Origin of the sequence: Enterococcus sp. DIV0660C, from assembly GCF_017316125.1 — a bacterium.
Classification (GTDB): Bacteria; Bacillota; Bacilli; order Lactobacillales; family Enterococcaceae; genus Enterococcus_B.
In genome coordinates this window covers 16,769-39,422 of the sequence record NZ_JAFLWA010000002.1, presented here as the reverse complement: position 1 = coordinate 39,422, position 22,654 = coordinate 16,769, and the positions used below count along the sequence as shown (strand labels likewise).

The window sequence follows — 22,654 nt, the reverse complement described above, 5'->3', positions numbered from 1 at the left end:
CGATTTTCGTCGCTGTTTTTTTCCCGTTTTTATTTGATTTCGCCATTGACATCACGTTCAACCTTCATTGATGTGATTGGTAAATAACCTAGATCTTTGACCGGTCCCTCTTGAACATCTTCACTTGTCATATAATCCAAGAATTTTTGAACAGCTGCATCTGGTTTTCCTTTTGTATACATATGTTCATATGCCCAGATTTTCCAGCTATTGTCTGCCACATTTTTTTCCTCTGGTTTCACATCATCCACGCTCAAAGCCTGAGTTGTTTCATCCAAGTAAGAAAAAGCAAGATAGCTGATTGCTCCTGGTGTTTGAGCAACGATTTGGCGAACCGTTCCTGATGAATCTTGCTCTTGTGATTGCACAGGTGTTTCATCATTCAACCCCCATTTTTCAAAAGTAGCACGCGTTCCACTACCATTTGCGCGGTTGATTACTGTTACCTTTTGATCTTTGCCACCAAGTTCTTTCCAGTTTGTGATTTTCCCTGTGAATAAATCAATCAATTCCTGTTGAGAAACATTTGTGACACCAGTCTCTTTATTGACAATTGGTGCCATTCCGACCACAGCTACCTTATGATCAACCAATTTTTTCGCATCGATTCCATCTTTTTCTTCTGCAAAAACGTCTGAGTTGCCGATTGTCACGGCACCATCTGACACTTGACTTAACCCTGTACCACTTCCGCCACCTTGAACAGAAATTTGATAATTTGAATTTTCTTGCGTAAAGCTATCTTGTGCAGCATCAACCAATGGCTGCAATGCAGTTGAACCAACTGCTACGATTTTTACTTGATCTGAACTTGCTTTGTCTGCTTGCGAAGTTGAGTCAGTGCTTGCACTTGACGAACCACAACCTGCTAATAAGAAACCAATGATGCCTAAAGAATACCATAATTTTTTCATTCAAATACTCCTCTCTTAGTTACAAATAAAGTGTAACAAGCCACTGTAAAGCTCAGATATGAATGTTGTAAACAATTCATGAACTTCTGTAAATTTCCTGTAAAGACAAAAATATTGTTCAACCTAAACAAAATATTTTTGTCATTTTACAAACAATTACATAAAGTGTTGGCATAAAAACAAGCGAGGAAGTTTTTTATGTGGAAACTGAATTATTTTATGAACAGCAAGATTATCTCAAGGGCTGGACAATTGAACAAGAGACTTATCATTCCTTTTATTGTGACATAACTTTTCAATTTGAAAAATTTATCCAGATCCAAATCAAAAGAAAAAGAGCGCCAAGCCAGACAACTGACTGCACTCATGACACTTTTATTCAAACTTTTCCAAGTAGAGAAAAGAGAGAAAACATTCTTTTAAATTACTTAGCGCAAAAAGTTGATCCAAAAAAAATTATTCTGAACGTGCAATCAATGATATATTGAAACAACACATTGAAGATTTTGTTTCGACTTGCCGTTACTTGAATATGGTTTTATGCAACGAACAAAAGATGGAAAAACCTATTGGCTAAATCCATAATAGCTATTCTTCCACAATGCGAAAAGAGATGTAAGCAACTGTAGAAAATTCCAAAGTCAGACGTTTTGGGTTCTCTACAAAGCTCACACCTCTTTTTAATTATCTTCTCAGCTTAATTTATACAGTTATTTGCTCAAAAAAATCTGATTTTCAGTATTTTTGATCCTCAAACTATTTTTATCGATCTCTTCTTCTCAATTCAACAAAAAAATACGTGATTACTGACAGAATAAAAGACGCAGCTGCTAAATAAAATACTGGACGAATTGTCAAAAAATACATAGCGGAATAGTCGGATAAATCTTTCAATCCACTTTGACTAAGTCCCGTTGGTCCAATGATCATGCGTGGCAACAATGCAAATGTTGATGTGAAAATCAACATGCAAGAAAAATAAATCAGTTTCCAATTATAATTATTGATTAATGACCTTGGTATCAATAAACTGACGCTCACTACCAAGTAAAAAATCGTCAATGTTGGAAAATTGCGTGCAACCAAAAGTCCGCTTCCTTGAATCAACCCTAATACTTCGGCTCCTTGAACGATTGCGTTCACCCAAGTAAACGGAAGTAAAAGAAGGGGAAAAAACCAAAAAAATAAATAACTATGTCTGCCCATGATTTTCTGTTTCATTTACTTCCTCCCCAAAATAAAAAATTCTTGCCTCTCACTATACAATGTTCTCTCTAAAAAAATTAGGGGGAAAATCTTTTTTTTTAGAGATAAGGGAATGAGAGTTTATTCATTTAACCTACAAATTATGTGATTACGTTTGCTTAATGTTTTTTTTCTTTTTAAAATATAACTATAATAAAGGTTTTTAAACAAGTATAAGGAGGTTTTAAGCTATGTTAACAAAATACCTGTCAAAAATTTTTTTGCTGCTGCTCTTGATTCCATACTTGTATCTCGGGTTATTACTTGATTTCCATTATCACTCGGTTTTTGGCTTTATTTTTCTGATTTTTCTTGCTATCCTTGGTGGATTTCTGATGAGGATCAAAGGACAAATTCGACTGCTCCTTGTTGGTAATATCATTTCCACTATTGTTTCTTACATATACGCCTTAAAATTTCCTGACTGGCAACTATTCTATCAACCTTTCAAACCGACTCAACTTGTACTTGTTTTCGCGCTCCTTTATTTAGTTCCCCAAGCATTTGGCGCTTTTTGGGCAACCTTTTTTACATATTCCAAACAAAGTTATGATCAGAAAATCTCACTTCCAGCAATTAGAAAAAATTCGCAAAAATAGACCTTACTATTGATAAAAGGAAAAAAGAAGGAAGCTGCAGCTTCCTTCTTTTTTCCTTTTATCCTTCATGAATATAAATTTTCTTGATTAGCAATTTATCAAAAACAGGAGAACTTGCTTCTTGTTCACCAATGATTTCAGCAATAACTAATTTTTCATGTTGCCTTTTTCGTAATTGATAACTGATTTTACCTGTTTCGTTTAGTTCATCCAGCATGGCAACGACACCGCCAAACCCTGTTTTTTTCGTAATAAATCCAAGTGAAACCATTCGTTCATCTAAATTTTTCGCTAGAATCGGCATTCCTGTAATAAGCACCTTTTGAAGGGTTTCCACCAACTCTTCCATTCCAGCTACAGTGGATGTTACTGGTGGTTCATTCGTTTCGATAGTTGGTTCAAATGTTGGTTTTACTTCGGCAATCACTTCTGACATTTGCTGTTTGATTCCTGTTTTTTGTCCGCGTAGGTCATCTAATTCTTGAACTAATGCTTCATACTGTTCTTGAGTCAGCATAACACCTGCCACTTTTTCTCTGTTAAAAATATATACGCCAGTCCCGGCTTCTCTTGCTTGAGCAAATACATCCATGGGAGATCGTTTGACTTCTGTAATTGAAGATGTTGGGACCTCTAATTTCTTTAATTCCAACGAAGTTCCCTCCTTTTTTATCAAAGTTATTATAGCATAGCGCAATAAATTTTGGTTTTATTCATCACAGATTCTGTCATTTTAAGGAAATCCATTCGTCAACATCCTTTAACAGTTGTTCTACGCCAAAAGAAGAATGATAAAAATAAGTTTTCTGATTTTTAGAATAAGTTAACGGTGAAAAATGATCGGTAATAATCAAATCTGCATAATGTGGTGGTTTACTTCTCGTACACACATGAATGGATGTCCGTTTACGATGACGAAGTGCTGTATCCAAAATTCTGGCTAACCTTCTGGCTTCTTCATGATCAAAACGAAAAAGAAGAACAATTTTTACAGATGGCGGATGCACTTCTAAAAAACCTCGTTCTTGCAATGTTTTCAACAAATTTAGACCCCAACTAACAGATGGATGCGTCAAGGCTTGTTGAATTGCTAAGCGGAATTGATGAAGTTTTTCTTTTGCATTGGGAAATGTATTCAAGGTTTGTTGATATTCAAATACTTCTTCATCTGACAAACGTTCTTGAATCCCAATCGAGTAGCGCAACCATTCTTGATAAAGAACTTGCGTGATCCTTTGCTTATTGAAAGTCTCAAAATCACTATTTAACCAAAAGAACGAATCCAATTTTTCTGTAACAATTGTCAATTTTCGATAATCTTTCGTTTGCTCTAATCGTTCCCAACGCTTTTTGGTAATCACATTACAACTTAATCGCACAATGCATAGATAATTTTTTTCTTTCACAGATAGCTTCTGCTCTTCTCGAAAGAGCAATTCTGGAAACAATTCAAAAAACATTGTTTGATTGTCACCTAAGATTTCAACTGAAGATAGTCGATTTCTTTGCTTTAACAAGCGAATAAAAATTTCTGAAAATGATTCTTCACCATCATCCACAAAAAAATGAGGAAAATCTTTCAAAAAACTAAATAGCAAATAGCGGACTTTTCTTTCTGACCCAAAAATCTGTCCTTTTTTATAAGAAAAAGAAAGGTGATACTCTCCTAACCATTTTCGTAATCGTTCTTGTGTTGGCCGATCATAGATTTCTTGGTACTTTTCTTCTAAAATTAGATCTTTCAACAAGCGAAATGATGCAGAATGAATCAAGAAATCAAAGAGCAAATAGGGCTCGCTATAGCCTAAATTATAAATCAGGCGTACCGTTTTTTTCTGATAAATCAGTTGCACAGGAAAGTCAATCGTCTCTAAACGTTTTAAATGTCGTTCAATTGTTTTTACATCGACACTTAATTTTTCTGCCAGATCTGCCTTTTTCCAAGTCAGATCTTTCATTTGATTCATCAGCAAAAATAAATTTTGTGAATTTTTCGATAACAATTTTTGCCATTTCATATGTTTTAGTCCAGCCAAGCTACGATCCTCTACTTCTCTGTATGCTTTTTTTGCAGGAATGTCACAAATTTTTGTGGAAAATCATTTTTTGGCTAAAACGGTTGCCTCCTTTTTTGCACACATCAATGGATTATTGAGAAGAGAAACCTGTCGTAATAAACTACGCGAAAGACATCAACATTTTTTTATTTTCTATTTATTTCATTAAAAACTCATTTATTTTTTATTTTCTATCGACAAAATGCACTATTTCAAGCAAAACTGCTTTGCTTGTAGGAACGTACGCCTTCCTTTACAATGAAAGAAACAAGATTATTATGAGAAGGTGATGTGAAAATGGATAAAAATAACGAAAATGCCATTCGTGAGATAAAAGAAAAAGTCGATCATTTAATCGCTGAAGTTCAAAAAGTCATTGTGGGCAAGCAACCAATCATTGAATTGATGTTTGTTGCTCTGTTTTCCGGTGGACATATTTTATTTGAAGATGTTCCTGGTGTCGGTAAAACATTACTTGTGAAGTCCTTGGCCAAAACAATCCAAGGCGATTTTAGTCGTGTTCAGTTTACACCAGACCTTTTGCCAGGAGATATCTTGGGCTTTTCTTTTTATAATTCAAAAACAAAAGATTTTGAATTCCGTCCTGGTCCGATTTTTACTACTATTTTATTAGCAGATGAAATCAACCGAACAACACCGCGAACACAAGCGGCGTTACTCGAAGCCATGGCAGAAAAGCATATTACTATTGACGATCAAACGTATCCTTTAGATAATCATTTTTTCGTTTTAGCAACTCAAAACTCTATTGAATACGAAGGAACTTATCCGTTACCCGAGGCTCAATTAGATCGATTTTTATTCCGGCTGCACATTGGTTATCCTACTTTCGATGAAGAACTCTCTTTATTATTAGACACCCAAGAACAGTCTCTTGCCACATTAAAAGTCATTCTCACCAATGAGTCCCTCACTAGGATCAAACAAACTGTCTCAACAACCTATCTTGACCCTTCAGTCGCACGTTATGCGTTGGAATTAGTCACTGCTACACGTAATCATCCAGTAATCAAGTTAGGTATCAGTCCACGTGGCAGCTTAGCTTTTATTCAGTCGGCTAAAGCCTACGCAGTAATCAAGGGGCGCTCTTACGTTACCCCAAGCGATTTTCAAGTGCTATTGCCTTTTGTTTTCAAGCATCGACTATTATTTCATGATCGTTCGTTGACTGATAATGAAATTGATTTACTCTTAAAAGACCTAATAAAACAAATTTCAGTTCCGGTAACATAGCGATGAAAAAACATTGGAATTACCTCATAAATAGTTGCATTTTTTTGATCTATTTCTTGTTCTTGATTTTTACAATTTTATTTAATCAACTATTCGGCTGGTTTTTAGTTATTCTTTTTACCTTATATATCGCATTCAGTTGGCTTTCTTTAAGTAGACGACTATCAAAAATCGAGTTGGTTCTCATTGTTCCTGCACTCGTTTATCGGGATAATTCAATAACGATCAATCTTCTTATTGCCGAGTCACAAGCCTTAACACTTTTCGTACCACGTCTAACTTTACATTTTCCAGAAGAGTTCCTACCGAAAACGCAAACTTTTTTATTGGTTTCAAAAAAAGAACAACAACTATCGATTACTTGGACTCCCCGGAAAAGAGGTATGTTTGAAACACTTCCCGTCCAATTCATCGCTTATGATTATCTAGGCTTATTTCGAAAAAGTAAACTAAAAAAGATAACATTCAAAACTACTGTTTTGCCAAATAATATACTACCTGAAGCACGAATATTAACGCACTTTTTGACAAGCAGACAACAAAAAAACAACTTCTTATCTTCTCAAAATCTAGCTGGGATTCGAGAACATCGTCAAGGTGACTCATTAAAGCAAATTGATTGGAAACGTTCCGCTTACTATCAACAATGGCTCTCTCGTGAATATGAGCCAACTGTTCAACAAAGTAAATTGACCCTTTGTTTTTGGGGAACACCAACAAATTTTGAAAAAATGCTTGACTTATACTTTTCTTTTTTAAGTTTCTATGACCAGAAAATTTATCCAAATCAACTGATTTTTGCTGAACAGAAGTACAACGGTACACATCCTTCTCCTGCTTTTTTTGCTCAGCTACATGCTATGGAAGATTTTCTGCAACAACCAAGTATGGTTGAACATAGTACTAAAGAAATACTCCTTTTTGTTCCAGAACTCTCTCCAACAGTCCACGCACAAGTTTCTACTTGGAAACGAGAGGCCGTCAACGTTACCCTCATTTACTATGAAAATAATGAACTGTTTCTACAAGATGATAATGAACAAAAGTTTCCAATTAAAAAACTTAGTTAGGAGGTGTCCATGTTGAATCTTTCAACAAAAAAATGGTGGCGAAGCTTTTACGCCTTTTTTCTCTTAAGTGCAGGCGTTCCAACTTTTTTAACTGCGAACGATCTCACCACAAGTTTACCGCTGATTGCTACTATTGCTGTCTTCTGTCTGATTATCCGGATGATATCTTCTAAGATTATTCGAGTGATTTTAGCTTTTTTCACTAGTTTGGTTAACTTGTTTGTTTATTTTCCTCCAGCAACAGTCAGAAGTAATTGGTTTTTGGAATTGTTAAATCAATCTCAAACTGAATTTAACGAATTAGTTGCCAGTGAATTCCATTACTTTCCAGAATTACCAGCATTCATTCTCATGCTATGCCTCGTTTATTTACTAACTACTTTAACCATTGATTATGATTTATGGGGCCTGCCATTTTTAGTACTAGTGCTTTATTTCATGATGTTAAGTATCTTTCGTGAATTTGATCTGTTAACTGAGTGTATTTTTATTGTTATTATTCTATTCAGTTATCTTTTCATTCGTCAGTTATCATTACTTCAAAAAAAGCATAACAGATGGCCATTTATCTTCATTACTATGATTGTTTTGCTCTGTTTGTTATGCATTAGTGTGTGGATTCCCACACGATTGCCTGAAGTCACACAAACAATTGAAGCAAGGAGTGCTCCAGTCAGAGAATTTTTCAACAAACAAGGTTTATATGCTAGAATACGTGCATTCCAAGAAGCAGGACGTTCAAGAACCGGATTCAGCGAAAATGATGAGACCCTTGGTGGACCAGTTTACGATCAGACAGACGTCGTTTTTACCGCAGTTCAAGAATCTGGTCATTATTATAAAATACAGAATAAAGGAGTCTATACCGGTACTGGTTGGACAGAAAATAGTCGAAGTTCTTCCCAAATAAACGAGTTGCCACATCAATTAGTCAATTATCCAGATGCAATCGTTACTGAGCCCACTACCCTTCAACTGACAATAAATGAGCAGACTTTCCTTCCCTACTCTTATGGAAATTTTAGTCTTACGGCATTTCCATCCTTGCCAGATAGTGCGTTATTTTTCTTATCAGATACTCAACGTTATGTTGTAGATAAATCGTCATCATTCACAGCGACTTTCACTGTTGCAAATCTTTCTTATACTTATGATATGTTAGTCAACAGTGTTTTAACTGACGTGGAACAAGCAGAATATCAAACAGACCTTCAGCTACCAGCAAACTTACCTAAACGAATAACTTCTCTTGCGAAAGAGATAACAAGTACAAAAACAACTTTACTCGATCAGGTTCTCGCAATCCAAGATTACTTAAAAAGTAGTGGGGAATTTCGTTATTCAAAAGTCGATACACCACACACGCCTGCAAATCACGACTATGTTGACCATTTTCTATTTGATTCTAAAATTGGTTATTGTGATAATTTTTCTTCAGCTATGGTTGTTTTACTACGTACACTTGATATACCTGCACGCTGGACAAAGGGTTTTACTATGGGTTACCAAACAGGTAATCACAGTAATGAGCTAAAGGAATATAACATTTTAAGTAGTAATGCTCACTCTTGGCCAGAAGTTTATTTTCCTGGATTTGGCTGGTTACCCTTTGAACCCACGCCGGCATTTGCAAATCCTGCAACCGCACAAAGTAGACAAGAAACGATCCCTACAGCTATTCCAGAGAGTCAACCATCACAATCAATAGCCGAAACGACAACTGCTTCCTCAACATCTGAGACAGAAACAACATCATCAACAGAAGACAATACTATTTTTTCTGATACAACAATCACTCATAAGTCTTTATGGAAATCTGTTGTCCTTTCTTTGCTCATAGTTGCATTGGTTCCATTTCTCATTCCTTCTTTGCGCCAAAAAGTTCGTTGGCACCTTTTGTATTATCAAGTTGTTTTGTTTGCTTCAGATAATCAAAAAAACTATCAACAGTTGCTGATACAAGTAGAGAAGCTATTTCCAAGACAACGTGCAGAAAACTTATTGGATTATAGTTATCGCGTCGAAAAGGCGATTCCAATGCAGCAAAGCTTCATCAAATTAACCAAAAACTATGAAACAACTATTTATGGGCAAAATCAAGAGATACAGTTTGATAAAGAAACTTATCTGACTGTTATCAAAACAATCAGTAAATCACTTCGTTTCTTTTCTAAACGCAGTTAATTTTTCATATTGCTAAAATCGCTTGTTTAAAAAATCAAAGCGAGGCTGGATTTTTTAAGTTCCAGCCTCGCTTTGTTATCTGACGTAATTATCAAATTTTTGATTACGCAACTTGCTTGTCGTAACGTTCCACGTTTTGTTTGATTGCACCAATCATTTTCGCATCGTTGATTCCTGTCACCGCTTGGATCAGTTCTTCAATATTTTTTGTTTGCTTCATTTCATAAAGTTCACAACTTTGTTCATCATTTGGATCATAATAGTTAAAAATAATACCCATCGTCGCAGTTAAATGTGGGGAAACAAGATCTCTTTCTTTTAATTCTAAGATTGGTCGAGTAAAGCGTTCTTGATTTCCCAATTTCCGTAGAGGTGTCCGCGCCACGCGGCTGATTGCATCGGAAATATATTTGTTTTGGAAACGTTGGATAATTTTTTCAATGTATTGTTCATGTTGCTTTTCATCAAAGCCCCACTTCGCAATCAATAGATTTCCTGTTTCCTGTAATACAGATTTTAATTGTGCGACAACCAACGCATCTTGCATTGCTTCATCTATTGTTTGATAACCTAGTAAAGCGCCCGTGTAAGCAGCCGTTGCATGTCCAGTATTCACGCTAAATAGTTTGCGTTCAATATAAGGTTCTAAATCTTCTACATAAAGGACACCTTCCAGCTCGATTGCTGTATTTTTTCGTTCATGATCTGCAATTACCCATTCTTTAAAAGGTTCAACTTGAACAAACAAAGGATCCTCATGTTTTTGTAACGGAACGATACGATCAACTGCTGCATTTGGAAAACCAATATACTTCTCTAAAAAATCAACTTGTGATAAAAGTTTACGGACTTCTGTTTCTAAAAATGCCGAACCACCAATCATATTTTCGCAAGCAACGATATCTAATGGTGTTGTATTCTGTACTTTTTCTCGTTGCTCAATCCCTTTAGCAATCAAGTCAGCGATAAAGGGCAAAATATTTGGTCCAATCGCAGTTGTCACTAAGTCTGCTTCACCAATCGCAGCAATTACGGCTTGAGGATTTTCTTGATTATTGATTCCAGAAACATGTTGGATTTCAATTTGTTTCTTTGTCTCATCCGCAAGTTCAATTACATATCCATTTCTTTCATTCAATGCGTCAATGATTTCCCGATTGACATCCACAAAAGTAATGTCAAAGTCATTTTCGGCTAATACTTCACCGATAAATCCGCGCCCGATATTTCCTGCTCCAAAATGTACTGCTTTCATCTTTCTCTCTCCTTATGCAATCGCTAAATTTTCACAAACTTCTTCTTTACTTAGTGCATCTGCTAACTGAACAACATTGTCTACATCGCTACAGTACAAGGCTATTTGTTGAACTAATGCTAAGTGCTCTTCTCCAACACCTGCGATACCAAACAACACAGTCGCAATTTTCTCCTCATCCTCTGTTCCAAAATTGACACCGTCAGGTACTTGAACAACACAGATACCAGATTTCTTAACATATTTTTTCGCTGAATCTGTTCCGTGAGGAATAGCAATAAAGTTTCCCATATAGACGGATAACATCTCGTCACGTTGAATCATCGAATCGATGTATGCGGTGTCCACGCATCCCGCCTCAACTAATTTTTCTCCACAGTAACGAATCGCTTCTTCTTTAGAAGCAAACGTTTGGTTTAATTCGATCATGCTGAAATCTAGTGCTTTCATTGTTTTCTCCTTCTTTAAGCAGATTTTTTAAGTTGTTGCGCAATGGTCTCGTAATGTTTGATTTGAACCATGCTTTCAACTGGTAAATGAAGTGCATTTGGTGCAAGCTCTTGAATTTCTTTTGTCAAATGTTCTCTAGCAAGTACCAATGAATGTTCATCATCAGCTAGTTCATCAATCTTGATTTTTTGTAATGGAATTTGAATATCATTTTTTTGAAGCACTTCTTTTAAGACATTGATGCCCATTGTTGCAGACCCTGCTCGTTGATCATGGACAATCACGATTTTTTGGATTTTACTCATATCTTGTGGTGCGACTTCATGTTGTAACTCGACCTTTGATTCTAGAGGTTCCGTTGTTTCTTTTTGGCTTAGTTGTTGGATTACCTCGTCATATCTTGGTGAATTCAAGAAATTTTCAACTGCAACAAACTGTGCATGTGGTGCTTTTTGTTTTGCTCTTTCTTGTAATTCCACTTGAGTAATGATCAACGTTCCTTCTTCATCTACCAACTGGCTGATTGCTTGATTTGTCACATTTTGTGGTAGGTCAGCTTTCTGAACCATTTTTCTTAAAATTGAAGCACCCATCGCACTTGAGCCCATACCTGCGTCACAGGCAAAAATAATTTTTTTAGTCGATGAAAATGCCTCTGGACGAACAGTCACACCTTTAGCAGTCTGTTTTGCTTGTTTCATTTCTTGAACAGATTGCTCAAAACTTTCTGATTCTTCTCGTGCATCGGCTTTTAAAATAACTACAGAAACCGCAAAAGAAACAATTGTTGCGACTGCAATACCTAATAAAACTGGTAGATAAGAACTAAGTGGTGCCATTGCCAAAATAGCAATGATTGATCCAGGAGAAGCTGGCGCACGTAGACCTGCATCTAATAATTGGAAAATGAAGCTTCCTGAAATCCCACCTGCGATTACCGATAAAAACAAAAGTGGTTTCATCATGACATATGGAAAATAAATTTCGTGAATTCCACCTAAGAAGTGGATAATGATTGCACCCGGTGCAGAAGATTTTGCTGCGCCTTTGCCAAAGAAAGTAAAAGCTAATAACACACCCAATCCAGGACCAGGGTTAGCTTCTAATAAGAATAAAATCGATTTACCTGCTGTTGCGACTTGCTCTGTTCCAAGTGGTGTTAAAATGCCATGATTGATTGCATTATTCAAAAATAAAATTTTCGCTGGTTCGATAAAAATATTTGTGAGTGGAATCAAATGTGCATTTAAAATTACCTCTACACCTTGAGCCATCGCTTGTGTCAAACCATCCACAACTGGGCCAATGCCGGTAAAACCAATTAGGGCTAAACCAAAACCAATCAATCCTGCTGAAAAGTTATTAACTAACATTTCAAATCCTGATTTGATCCGTGATTGAAATACCTGATCAAATTTTTTAATTGCATAACCACCCAAAGGTCCCGTAATCATCGCGCCAAGCATCATTGGAATATCCGTTCCCACAATGACCCCCATCGTCGCAATTGCTCCGACAACCGAACCTCGATCACCTGCGATTACTTTTCCACCAGTGTAACCAATCAATAGCGGGATCAAGTAAGTCAGCATTGGCCCAACCATTGTCGCAAATTGTTCATTCGGTAAATAGCCATCTGGAATAAACAAGGCTGTTAGTACACCCCATGCTATTAGCGCCCCAATATTGGGCATCACCATACTAGACAAGGTACTTCCTAATTTTTGAACACGTGCTTTCAGTGAGATTTTTTCTTTTGTATTCATCGTCTGCTCCATTTTTTCTGCTCCTTTTCTTCTTTATGGTTCAATTGTATCCGCTTACCTTTTAGAGAAATAGTCGTACTTTGGCACAAAAGTTTGTGCCAAAACATGGAGAACACAAAAAAGGAGCACGACAATTGTCGTACTCCTTCTCTTAATAAACGATGGACCCAAAGTAATTTCTTGGCAATAAGTCTTTTTCTAAAAATATGAAAAGCTATTTTTGTCAGTTACTCATTCTTTTTTTCCAAAATTGTTTGCACTTCTGACACTGTTTTCGCATCACTCAACGCAATCACTTGTTCAATTTCTGCACAAAAGAATGCCAGTTCTTGTAACATTGGTAACTGCTGTTCCTTTTTGAAAGTAACCGCAAATAAAATCGTTGCAATTTTTGGTTCTTCTTCTGTTCCAAAGTTAACACCATCTGGCACTTGAACAAGTGATATGCCCTCTTTGACTACTAGCTCTTCGTCACCATGAGGCAAAGCAACAAAATTACCAATATAAACACTCATTAATTCTTGACGTTTGATCATTGACTCGGTGTATCCTTCTTTTACCCAACCTTGATTTGTTAACCATGCTCCAATATTGGTCAATGCGTCCTGCCAATTACTGAAACTTTGATTCAAACGTATTCTTTCTGTGGCTAGTTCCATGTATTTCCCTCCTCACTTCTTTTTCTCATTCCTTTATTTTTTCATCTCATCAATCAAAATTTTTGCCAATAATTGATAGACGATTGCTTGATTACCTGACTGAAAAATTTCTAAGTTCAAATCATTCATGATCATCGCTGCACTGATTTTTCCTAGTAAGCGACTATCGGTTTCTTCAATTGGTGAAGGAGCAAGCATCAGCATCATTCGTTCAAGTGCAATTGGTTGCTTATCCATTCCTTCAATGGTGATTGGTTGTTTCAATTGAAAAATACAAAAGACTGGTGCAACTACTGCTGAACTAGATGTGTGAAACAAGCCCATATTTGTTTTTGGGATCCCAATAGGTGACTGTTGATAACGTCGCATTAATTTTTCTTGAACATCCTTTTCATCTCTGAGTAACTCTGTTGATAAGTAGGAAAGAACTTGACTTAAAATCTCACTTAGTTTGTTTTCGTTGCTAATTTCTTGAATAAAAAAACGAGAAAGTAACTGATTGATTTTTTCCATCACGATCAAGGTTTTCTCGTATTGATCCGCTAAAATTGGTTCCGATGTAGTCGTGTGTTCTGTTGGTAATGGATGAGCGCTTCTCGCTTTTTGGAAGGCTTGTTTCAAACGTTTGATCTCATCTTCTAACAACAAAGGTGACACCAACAAGTAATTACCTGTGTATCCCGGTAAAACGGAAGTCGAGATAACCACATCATACAATTTTTGAAGATCAACTTTTTTGATATCTGCAATTCGATAGAATTCTAGCTGACTAATCGAAGGAAAATATCGTTTCAAGCGCATTTCTAACATACTAGTTGAGGCCAAACCACTCGGAGAAAACGCTGCAATACGGATCGAACTTTCTTTTGGACTACGCTCAAGTGAACTGGCAAAATGTAAAACCATATAAGCAATTTCTTCATTGGATAACTGCTTCTCTTGAAAAACTTGGCTAACTGCTGACCGAACGGCGGTAGTCAGTTCGTCGTATTGAATCATGATTTTTTCAAGAATCGGATTCGTCAATGTTTCTTCTTGCAAAATCGCTCGAGAAAATACCCCAGACAAGTGTGTCAGCAACATTTTATAAAGACTTTCATCTTCATAAAAACGCACATCGGTTTCTTCACTAACTAATGTGATCAGTTGTTTTACTAGATAAGCAAGCTGTGTATCAAAATGTTCATCAAAGAAATCTTTATCAAATGAATTGGAAAAGTCATTTAACAAACTGGCAAAAAAGACGATTTCATTTACTGGATATAATTGTTGGCTTTCTTTTCCGATAATCGCAAAAAGTCGCTTAGCAATTTGTAAAAATTCTTTGTTTGCTAAACCCAAATAGGTTTCATTCGTCAAAAACTGATTTTTTTTCACCCGATCCATCGTCAACGTTAACATCAAGATCAAATGCGCTAATTTACGGTCACTCAACTCATTTTTTTTACCAATCAACTCTTCACTTATCATCTTTCTCACCAGAAAAAAGTTTTCTAACTGGATGAATCGAAAAAAATAATTTGGACTTTTTTGTTTCTTCACGAGATGAAACAATTCATACTCATTGATTTCCAATTCCAACACATTTGCTGCCAATAAACGTCGATATTTTTCTGGACCAATAATTTCATACCCTTGATTACGAACAATTTCTAATGGAAGGTGCTCAATACTTGCTTCAAGCTGCTTGATATCTGCGTAAAACGTAGTGTTACTGACTAAATAGGTTTCCAAAAAATACGCTAAACTTAACGGCTGTGCCGTTAATAAAATTTCTAATAAAATCGCATGTTGACGTTCCAATGTCGAAAGTTCTTCTCCAGCTTCATCATTGATTTCCGCCGATAATTTCGACTTAGCTTCAGTTGTTGCTTCAATCAAAAACGTACCACGCGTTACTTTCTTTAATTGAGCATCAACTGCTTTCAATGATAAAGCTAACTGATCTAACTCACGATAGACCGTTCGCTTGCTAACTTTCAAGACTGTCATCATTCGTTCCACGGACACTGGTGTGGAACTGTGTAACAACTCACTGATCAATTGCTTCTCCCTTGTGGACAAGTACATGTTCGACTCCTCCTTTCATCCATTGTTCATAGGCTGTTGTTAATACAAAATCTTCAACTAACACAACTTTTGATAGTTCAGCTAACTGAGGATTTTTGTAAAAGAGAGTGGTTGTAACAACATAGATTGTTTCTTTTTCACTTGCTAACCGTTCGATCGGTAGCTTACTGATGGAAAGTGAATGTCCTTGTTGCTTTGCTAATTGTGCTAAAATCGTCATCCCTATCGTTTGTGAGCCTCTGACATTTTCTGCGTATAAAAACACAACCTTTTCAGTCTTGTTTCTGTCTATTCCTCTGACAATTGCTGCTGTTTTCGCCACGTGAGAAGTTGTTAGAAGAAAGCTTTTAATCTCTGGTAAAGCATTCTCTACTTCCAAAAAATGAGCCAAAGGAAGAATTTGACTGCGTGGTGCTTGCTGCTGAGCAAGTGCCATTAGTTCTCTTTGGACAATAAGTAGTTGATCTGGTTGATTTTTCACTTGATAGATCGAAGTATAGTCAACACTTGCAGGTAAGTTTGCGACTTGTAGTTGTTTCTTCAATAATGCTGCACCCATCGCACTTGAGCCCATCCCCGAATCACAAGCAAAGATAATTTTTTTATTTATCACTGGTTGCATTTCCTCACATTCCTCATCATTTGGCTTTTCTTCTCCAGCAGCCAAAGATTCTTTTCTTAATAAAAACAATGCACAACTAAACGTCACTAAAATACTCACTAAAATGCCAAAACTGACGGCTAAAAGCTGATTCGTTGGCGTATTTGTCAATATAACGACTAATGAGCCTGGTGACACTGGCGCACTTAAACCTACATGCAATAACTGAAACAGAAAAGTTCCACTAGCACCGCCCAAAATGACTGCCAATAAAAGTTTGGGTTTGATTAGTACAAAAGGAAAATAAATTTCATGGATACCGCCAATAGCTTGGATCATTAGCGCACTTCCGGCATTCGTTTTTGTCTCTCTTCTTCCTTGAAGGAGAATTGCAAGCAACACCCCAATTCCAGGGCCCGGATTTGCTTCCATCAAAAACAAAATCGATGAGTTTTCCTGTTGAGCAAATTCAATACCAAGCGGAGTTAAAATGCCATGATTGATAATATTATTAAAAAACAAGACTTTGAGTGGTTCCAACAAAACATGGGCTAACGTAAGCATTTTCATTTCCGTCAACCACAAAATAGCTTGTGAGATCATCTGGCTGACCGAAGCAATAAGGGGTGTAAATACAATCATTCCCAACAAGCAACATACACCACCAACGATTCCTACAAGTAAATTATTAATCAACATCTCGTATCCAATCGTAAATTGTTTTTTGACTTTATTTTCAAATAAGTCATACACTTTTCCAGCCAATGTCCCCAGAATCATGGCACCAACAATTTGTGGTGCTGTTGAACCAACAATAATTCCTAAAGTAGCAATTGCGCCAACAATTGCTCCTCGCTGATTCCCAGTAGTTTTCCCACCCAAATAGCCAATCATAATCGGTAATAACAGATGAAGCATCCATTCGCTCACTTCATTCAGCCTATGGGCTAATTCTCCAGAAAAATAAGGTGTTATAAAAGAAAGAAAGCCCCATGCAATAAAAATACTTAAGTTTGGCATAATCAGTTGGCTCAATTGATGACCTATTTTTCGCAGTTCTAAGTTTTTTGTCGTTAAGTTTTCTATCAAATGATTTCCCCCTTGCTCCCTTTCACTTCAAGACAATCATCTGAAGAGTCACTATTAAAGTATAACAAAGAAAACAAAGCGTCCACAAAATTTTATGTGGTTCACATTCAAAACACTCTTTTTTGAAAAACTGCTTGACATATAGTTAGGTACCGAACTATAATCGAAACAAGAAAATGATTCGGTACCTAACTAATTATATTTATGAATGGAGGTTCTACTAATGAGTAAACTTTTACAAAAATCGAAAAAGAAAATCCATGAAAGCCAAACACTTTCATTAAAAGAAATTGAAAAAGTAAAAATTGAGCTTGAAGCCAAAGCACGATTATTTCAAACAAGTTTTGGATTAATCAAAAAAAGAGTGATAGCCTAAGCATCACTCCTTGATTTGCCAAACTTATTTGATTTTCAACGTCAGCGCATTCAAAGCAACCACAACTGTGCTGAGTGACATCAAGACAGCACCAACAGCAGGACTTAATAAAATACCAATTGGTGCTAAAATACCAGCTGCCAACGGAATAGCGATAATATTGTAACCCGCTCCCCACCAAAGGTTTTGGATCATTTTTCTTCTTGTTTGCTTTGCTAAATCCAAGAAATGCAAAATATCATTGGGATTGCTATTGGTTAAAACAACATCTGCTGAATCAATTGCAACATCTGTCCCAGCGCCAATAGCCATCCCGATCGTTGCACGAGCTAAACTTGGTGCATCATTGATCCCATCTCCAACCATAATGACTTTTTTGCCTTGTTGCAAATAGTTTTGTACGATTTTTTCTTTGTCATCAGGTAATAAACCGGCATAAAAATCGTCCATTCCTAAATAATGAGCGACTGCCTGCGCAGCACTTTCGTTATCACCAGTCAACATGACAGGGGTAATTTTGCGTTCTTTCAGTGTTTGGATAAATTGTTTTGCTTCTGGCTTCACGACATCACCTAACGCAATCATTGCAACCAACTGATCTGCTATAAGCAAGAAACTAATCGTGTTTCCTTGTTCTTGATAACGGTGGAGTAACTCAGGTTTGACAACCAAGTTAAGTCGCTTGATTTCTTTTTCATTCACAATCTTGACTTCTTGATTTTTCACCGTGCCAGCTAAACCAACACCTGTTAAATTTTTTAGGTTTTCAACTTTAGCAGGCGTAATTTTTTGCTCTTGCAGATAGTTCATGATCCCGATGGCTAATGGGTGATTCGCATTTGCCTCTAGTGCGCCAATCATTTCAAGTGCTTCCTGTTTTGTTACAGAATCAGTTAGCATTTCAACACCTGTGACCGTAAATTTTCCTTGTGTCAACGTTCCGGTTTTATCTAACATGATAACGTCCAAATCAGCAGCTTGTTCTAAGGCATTTCGGTTTTTCAAGAGCAAGCCATTTTTTGCAGCAATTGATGTGGAACGAGCTACCACTAAAGGAATTGCTAAACCAAGTGCGTGCGGACACGCAATAATAAAGACCGTCACCATTCGTTCTAACGCGGTAGGTAAATCGGCGACGACTAGCCAAACAATAAATGCCAAGATCCCTGCAGCCAACGCCACATAAAACAACCACTTAGCAACTTTGTCTGACAACGATTCTAATTTTGATTTTTCACTTTGTGCTTTACGAACCATTTCCATAACTTTCGCAAGGTACCCACTTTCGCCAGTACCAGTAACTTTGATTTCAATCGTGCCTTCACCATTGACCGATCCACCTATGACGCGGTCATCAACTTGTTTTTTTACTCCTTTTGATTCACCTGTAACAGCTGATTCGTCCACGATCGTATTTCCTTTGATAATGATACCATCTGTGGGCATCTTATCACCTGAGCGCACAACTAGACGGTCGCCTTCATGAACTTCTTTTAAAGAAACTGTTTCTTCCGTCCCATCTTCTTTGATTCGCTTCACTGATTCAGGTAATAACTCTGCTAGCTTTTGTAGCGCATTACTTGCATTTGAGACAGCATTCATCTCGATCCAATGACCCAATAACATAATGACGATCAAAGTAGCTAATTCCCAGAAAAAGTCCATCACATGTGCATGTGGGTTAACTAAGTTTGCGATAAAAGAGTACAAACTATAAATATATGCAACGGAGATCCCCATTGCAATCAAGGTCATCATTGCCGGACTCTTTTGTTCCAATTCCATTTTGGCCCCACTTAAAAATGGTTGGCCTCCATAGATAAAGAGAATCGTAGCTAAAACAAGTACGACCCACTCAGAACCGGGAAAGCTGATTTGAAAAGGCAATTCCAAGCCCATCATTGGTGACAAAAGAATAATAGGAATAGCTAACACAAGGGATAACCAAAATTTCTGCTTAAAATTCCCCATATGCATCGAGTGATCCATCCCACTCATACCATGTTCATGTTTCATTCCCTCATGCATCGAATGATCCATCCCACTCATATCATGTTCATGTTTCATTCCCTCATGCATCGAATGATCCATTCCACTCATATCATGTTCATGTTTCATTCCTTCGTGCTTCGACAATTCATTCTGTTTTTCTGATTCTTTCATCTCGATCCCTTCTTCACTTTAATTATTTTTTCATTTTTCGATTTAAACTTAACGAATTAAGCAACACACTAACTGAACTAAAAGCCATCGCACCACCAGCAATAATCGGATTCAACAAGCCAAATGCAGCAAAAGGAATTCCGATCGTGTTATAGACAAAAGCCCAAAAAAGATTCTGCCTGATTTTCTTCAACGTGGCACGAGATAAATCAATTGTTTGTACAACAGCCATTAAATTACTATTCATTAAAGTAACATCTGCTGTCTCCATTGCAATATCAGTTCCACTTCCCATTGCTAAGCCAACATCTGCTAAAGCAAGCGCTGGTGCATCATTGATTCCATCACCAACCATGCCGACTTTTTGATCTGCTTGTTGCAAACGTTGAACATAAGCAGCTTTTTCATCAGGTAATACCTCCGCAAAAATATGAGCTGAATCAAGTCCCACTTGTTTTCCAATCACGTTAGCAGCAAGCTTGTTATCCCCTGTCACCATATACACTTCGATTTTTTGTGCTTGTAGTTTTGCAATTGCTTGTTTCGCTTCTGTTTTCACTGCATCAGCAACTGCAATCAAGCCCAAAACTTGCTTCTCATCAGCCAAATACATAACCGTTTTTCCTTCTTGTTCTAAGTGTAGCGCTTGTTCTTCCAATGAAGCAACTGATAGGCTTAATTGTGCTAAATGTTTTTTTGTCCCAGCAAAATATACTTGTTGATTGATTTTCCCGCTGATTCCAGCACCTGGATGTGCAGTAAATTCACTCACTTCATAAGGAACGATCTCTTTTTCTTGGCTATAATCGTTGATTGCTTTTGCCAAAGGATGTTCGGAAGCTTGTTCCAGACTATGAAAGAGCTTGACAACTTCGGTTGAACCAATCACATCAGTTACTTGAGGAGTTCCCTGCGTAATCGTTCCTGTTTTGTCTAATAAAATACTCGTAAGTCCCGCAGCTTCTTCCAACGCTTCGCCACCTTTAATCAAAATACCATTTCGTGCACCAACGCCCGTCCCTACCATAATTGCTGTTGGTGTTGCTAATCCCAAAGCACAAGGACAAGCAATGACTAAAACAGAGACACTATGAATTAAAGCCAGTTGCCAGTCACCTGTAAGCCATCCAGTCAAAACCAACGTAACAAGAGCAACAACTAAAACTACTGGTACAAAAATACCAGAAATTCGATCGGCGATTTGTTGAATGGGTGCTTTACTTCCTTGAGCATCTTCTACCATTTGGATGATTTGAGCCAACACGGTTTGACTACCTACTTGGGAAACTTCGATCTGTACTAACCCAGTAGTATTCACTGTTCCTCCAAAAACGGTGTCGTCAAACTGTTTTTCTACTGGTAAGCTCTCTCCAGTCAGCATACTTTCATCAATCGCGCTACTTCCGGAAATGATTTTTCCATCTGTCGGTATTTGTTCACCAGGACGAATGACCAAGCGATCTCCAACCATAACGTCTTCAATCGCAATCGTTTCTTCAACACCATCAACTAATTTCTGTGCTGTCTTCATTTGTAGCGACATCAGTTGCTTGATAGCATCACCTGTCTTGCTTTTGGCTGTATGTTCTAAATATTTTCCTAATAAAATCAAGGTGATGATCATACTACTACTTTCAAAATACAAATCATTGGTCGTACTTGAAACAAATCCGTTATAAATGCTCAACAGAAAAGCAGCAGTCGTTCCAAGAGCGACTAAAACATCCATGTTTGGCGCCTTGGTTTTCAATGCGTGATAGGCACCTTGATAAAAACGTGCACCCACGAAAAACTGAACGGGTAATGCCAAAATCAATTGGACCGTTGGTTGATGGAAAAATTGAACAAGTATGCCATGATTTCCTAATAACATTGCAATCATTGCGGCCATCAATGGAAAAGTTAAGAGTGCACTTAACGATAAATCTCGTTTCATTTTTCGTAGATACGCTTTTTTTTCTTCAGCAATTTTTTGTTTATGGGCTTCGTCGTATAAGATTGCGCCGTACCCAATTTTTTCGACACTTTGGATCAATGCTTCGGCAGAAGTTTCAGCATATTTGACGCTTGCTTTTTCTGTTGCTAGATTGACTGTTGCCGAAATCACTCCTGGTTGTTCTTTTAATTCTTTTTCTACTCGTGCAGAGCAGTTTGCACAAGTCATTCCAGTAATCACCAAGGTAGTCATTTGAGATGTTTCAGTCATTCAATCACCTCTGCAGGGTAACCTAACGCAGTAATTTGTTCCTTGATCTGTTCTGAATGAATTTGACTCTCGTCAAATTTAACCGTTCCCTTTGCTTTTTTCAGATTTACTTTTACCTTTTGAATACCTGGCAACGCTTGAAGTGTTTCTTCCACCTTTGCTACACAATGATTACAGCTCATTCCTTGAATTGAAAATTGTTGTTTCATCCTAAATTCCTCCTTATGATTTACACGTACATTGTCCAGGGATACAATTGCAAGCAATTGTTGCCACTGGTTTTTTTTGTTGTAACTGTTCCATGATTTTATCGATATCAGCTTGCGTCAATGTTGCTTCTTCCACTAGATCAGCAATCGTCTCGCCAACTTTTTTTGCACAAATATGTGAAAATAAATTTTCTGTCGCACTACGAACAGTATCCATTTCAGAAACTGCTGGATGATAAATAAATTTTTTCCCTTCTTGCTGTGTCCACACAACTTCTTTTTTCACTAATCTTCCTAGTAATGTTTTGACAGTCGCTGCTTTCCAGTCCATCGAATCCGCCAAAATCTGGGTGATCTCTTGTGCAGTCGTTTGGTTTAATGTCCAAATCACTCGCATCACTTCCCACTCGGAATCGCTGATTTTAACAGGCATTTTAGTTTTTACCATTGCTTTCACCTCTTTCGTTTACACTTGTAATCTTTAAAG

General features: G+C 37.1%; 19 protein-coding genes and 1 pseudogene. 6 read left to right on the top strand and 14 right to left on the bottom strand.

Going from position 1 to position 22,654, the window contains the following annotated elements:
- Positions 1 to 29: 29 nt before the first annotated feature.
- Complete coding sequence (locus DOK81_RS00165; protein ID WP_206907012.1) at positions 30 to 914, bottom strand: phosphate ABC transporter substrate-binding protein PstS family protein; 885 nt, start codon at positions 912 to 914, stop codon at positions 30 to 32.
- Positions 915 to 1,288: 374 nt separating this feature from the next.
- Here DOK81_RS00165 and DOK81_RS12245 point away from each other — a divergent pair.
- Positions 1,289 to 1,499, top strand: a pseudogene (locus DOK81_RS12245) (DUF2087 domain-containing protein); the annotation flags it as partial.
- Positions 1,500 to 1,676: 177 nt separating this feature from the next.
- Here DOK81_RS12245 and DOK81_RS00155 read toward each other — a convergent pair.
- Entirely contained in the window at positions 1,677 to 2,135 is a 459-nt protein-coding gene (locus DOK81_RS00155; RefSeq protein WP_206907010.1) for a hypothetical protein, read from the bottom strand.
- Positions 2,136 to 2,350: 215 nt separating this feature from the next.
- On the opposite strand from DOK81_RS00155, the gene DOK81_RS00150 reads away from it, so the two are divergent.
- Entirely contained in the window at positions 2,351 to 2,758 is a 408-nt protein-coding gene (locus tag DOK81_RS00150) for a hypothetical protein (RefSeq protein ID WP_206907009.1), read from the top strand.
- A gap of 58 nt (positions 2,759 to 2,816) precedes the next feature.
- On the opposite strand, the gene DOK81_RS00145 is transcribed toward DOK81_RS00150, so the two are convergent.
- Positions 2,817 to 3,410: a type II toxin-antitoxin system Phd/YefM family antitoxin gene (locus DOK81_RS00145; RefSeq protein ID WP_206907007.1), complete on the bottom strand. Its 594-nt coding sequence runs from the start codon at positions 3,408 to 3,410 to the stop codon at positions 2,817 to 2,819.
- A gap of 76 nt (positions 3,411 to 3,486) precedes the next feature.
- Complete coding sequence (locus DOK81_RS00140) at positions 3,487 to 4,776, bottom strand: hypothetical protein (RefSeq protein WP_206907017.1); 1,290 nt, start codon at positions 4,774 to 4,776, stop codon at positions 3,487 to 3,489.
- A 336-nt stretch (positions 4,777 to 5,112) separates the two neighbouring features.
- On the opposite strand from DOK81_RS00140, the gene DOK81_RS00135 reads away from it, so the two are divergent.
- Genes DOK81_RS00135 through DOK81_RS00125 form a run of 3 tightly spaced genes read left to right on the top strand, consistent with a single transcriptional unit; the run spans position 5,113 to position 9,323 of the window.
- A complete protein-coding gene (locus DOK81_RS00135; RefSeq protein ID WP_242589811.1) occupies positions 5,113 to 6,069 on the top strand; it encodes a MoxR family ATPase in 957 nt (318 codons plus the stop codon).
- 44 nt (positions 6,070 to 6,113) lie between these two features.
- A complete protein-coding gene (locus DOK81_RS00130; RefSeq protein WP_206907005.1) occupies positions 6,114 to 7,139 on the top strand; it encodes a DUF58 domain-containing protein in 1,026 nt (341 codons plus the stop codon).
- 12 nt (positions 7,140 to 7,151) lie between these two features.
- Complete coding sequence (locus tag DOK81_RS00125; RefSeq protein ID WP_206907003.1) at positions 7,152 to 9,323, top strand: transglutaminase domain-containing protein; 2,172 nt, start codon at positions 7,152 to 7,154, stop codon at positions 9,321 to 9,323.
- A gap of 103 nt (positions 9,324 to 9,426) precedes the next feature.
- On the opposite strand, the gene DOK81_RS00120 is transcribed toward DOK81_RS00125, so the two are convergent.
- The 6 genes from DOK81_RS00120 to DOK81_RS00095 all read right to left on the bottom strand — a co-directional run bounded on the left by DOK81_RS00120 (position 9,427) and on the right by DOK81_RS00095 (position 17,144).
- Positions 9,427 to 10,578: a mannitol-1-phosphate 5-dehydrogenase gene (locus DOK81_RS00120; protein WP_206907001.1), complete on the bottom strand. Its 1,152-nt coding sequence runs from the start codon at positions 10,576 to 10,578 to the stop codon at positions 9,427 to 9,429.
- Between the two features lie 12 nt (positions 10,579 to 10,590).
- Positions 10,591 to 11,028 (bottom strand): PTS sugar transporter subunit IIA, encoded by a 438-nt coding sequence (locus DOK81_RS00115; protein ID WP_206906999.1) that lies wholly within the window; start codon positions 11,026 to 11,028, stop codon positions 10,591 to 10,593.
- A gap of 14 nt (positions 11,029 to 11,042) precedes the next feature.
- Positions 11,043 to 12,806, bottom strand: a complete 1,764-nt coding sequence (locus DOK81_RS00110) for a PTS mannitol transporter subunit IICBA (RefSeq protein WP_206906998.1) — start codon at positions 12,804 to 12,806, stop codon at positions 11,043 to 11,045.
- 215 nt (positions 12,807 to 13,021) lie between these two features.
- Entirely contained in the window at positions 13,022 to 13,453 is a 432-nt protein-coding gene (locus DOK81_RS00105; RefSeq protein WP_206906996.1) for a PTS sugar transporter subunit IIA, read from the bottom strand.
- 33 nt (positions 13,454 to 13,486) lie between these two features.
- Positions 13,487 to 15,523 (bottom strand): BglG family transcription antiterminator, encoded by a 2,037-nt coding sequence (locus DOK81_RS00100; protein ID WP_206906994.1) that lies wholly within the window; start codon positions 15,521 to 15,523, stop codon positions 13,487 to 13,489.
- The gene (locus DOK81_RS00095) at positions 15,486 to 17,144 is read right to left on the bottom strand and encodes a PTS mannitol transporter subunit IICB (RefSeq protein WP_206907013.1); all 1,659 of its coding nucleotides are present in this window, start codon (positions 17,142 to 17,144) and stop codon (positions 15,486 to 15,488) included. The genes DOK81_RS00100 and DOK81_RS00095 overlap by 38 nt, the downstream gene beginning before the upstream one ends.
- A gap of 292 nt (positions 17,145 to 17,436) precedes the next feature.
- On the opposite strand from DOK81_RS00095, the gene DOK81_RS00090 reads away from it, so the two are divergent.
- On the top strand, positions 17,437 to 17,589 hold the full coding sequence (locus tag DOK81_RS00090) for a hypothetical protein (protein ID WP_206906992.1): 153 nt from the start codon (positions 17,437 to 17,439) through the stop codon (positions 17,587 to 17,589).
- A 24-nt stretch (positions 17,590 to 17,613) separates the two neighbouring features.
- Here the strand turns inward: DOK81_RS00090 and copB are convergent, their stop codons facing one another.
- The 4 genes from copB to DOK81_RS00070 are packed head-to-tail and all read right to left on the bottom strand — an operon-like array spanning position 17,614 to position 22,615.
- A complete protein-coding gene (gene copB / locus DOK81_RS00085; RefSeq protein WP_206906990.1) occupies positions 17,614 to 19,752 on the bottom strand; it encodes a copper/silver-translocating P-type ATPase CopB in 2,139 nt (712 codons plus the stop codon).
- A 22-nt stretch (positions 19,753 to 19,774) separates the two neighbouring features.
- On the bottom strand, positions 19,775 to 21,958 hold the full coding sequence (locus tag DOK81_RS00080; protein ID WP_206906988.1) for a heavy metal translocating P-type ATPase: 2,184 nt from the start codon (positions 21,956 to 21,958) through the stop codon (positions 19,775 to 19,777).
- Positions 21,955 to 22,167: a copper chaperone CopZ gene (copZ, locus tag DOK81_RS00075; RefSeq protein WP_206906987.1), complete on the bottom strand. Its 213-nt coding sequence runs from the start codon at positions 22,165 to 22,167 to the stop codon at positions 21,955 to 21,957. The genes DOK81_RS00080 and copZ overlap by 4 nt, the downstream gene beginning before the upstream one ends.
- A 13-nt stretch (positions 22,168 to 22,180) precedes the next feature.
- Positions 22,181 to 22,615, bottom strand: a complete 435-nt coding sequence (locus DOK81_RS00070) for a CopY/TcrY family copper transport repressor (protein ID WP_206906985.1) — start codon at positions 22,613 to 22,615, stop codon at positions 22,181 to 22,183.
- Positions 22,616 to 22,654 lie beyond the last annotated feature (39 nt).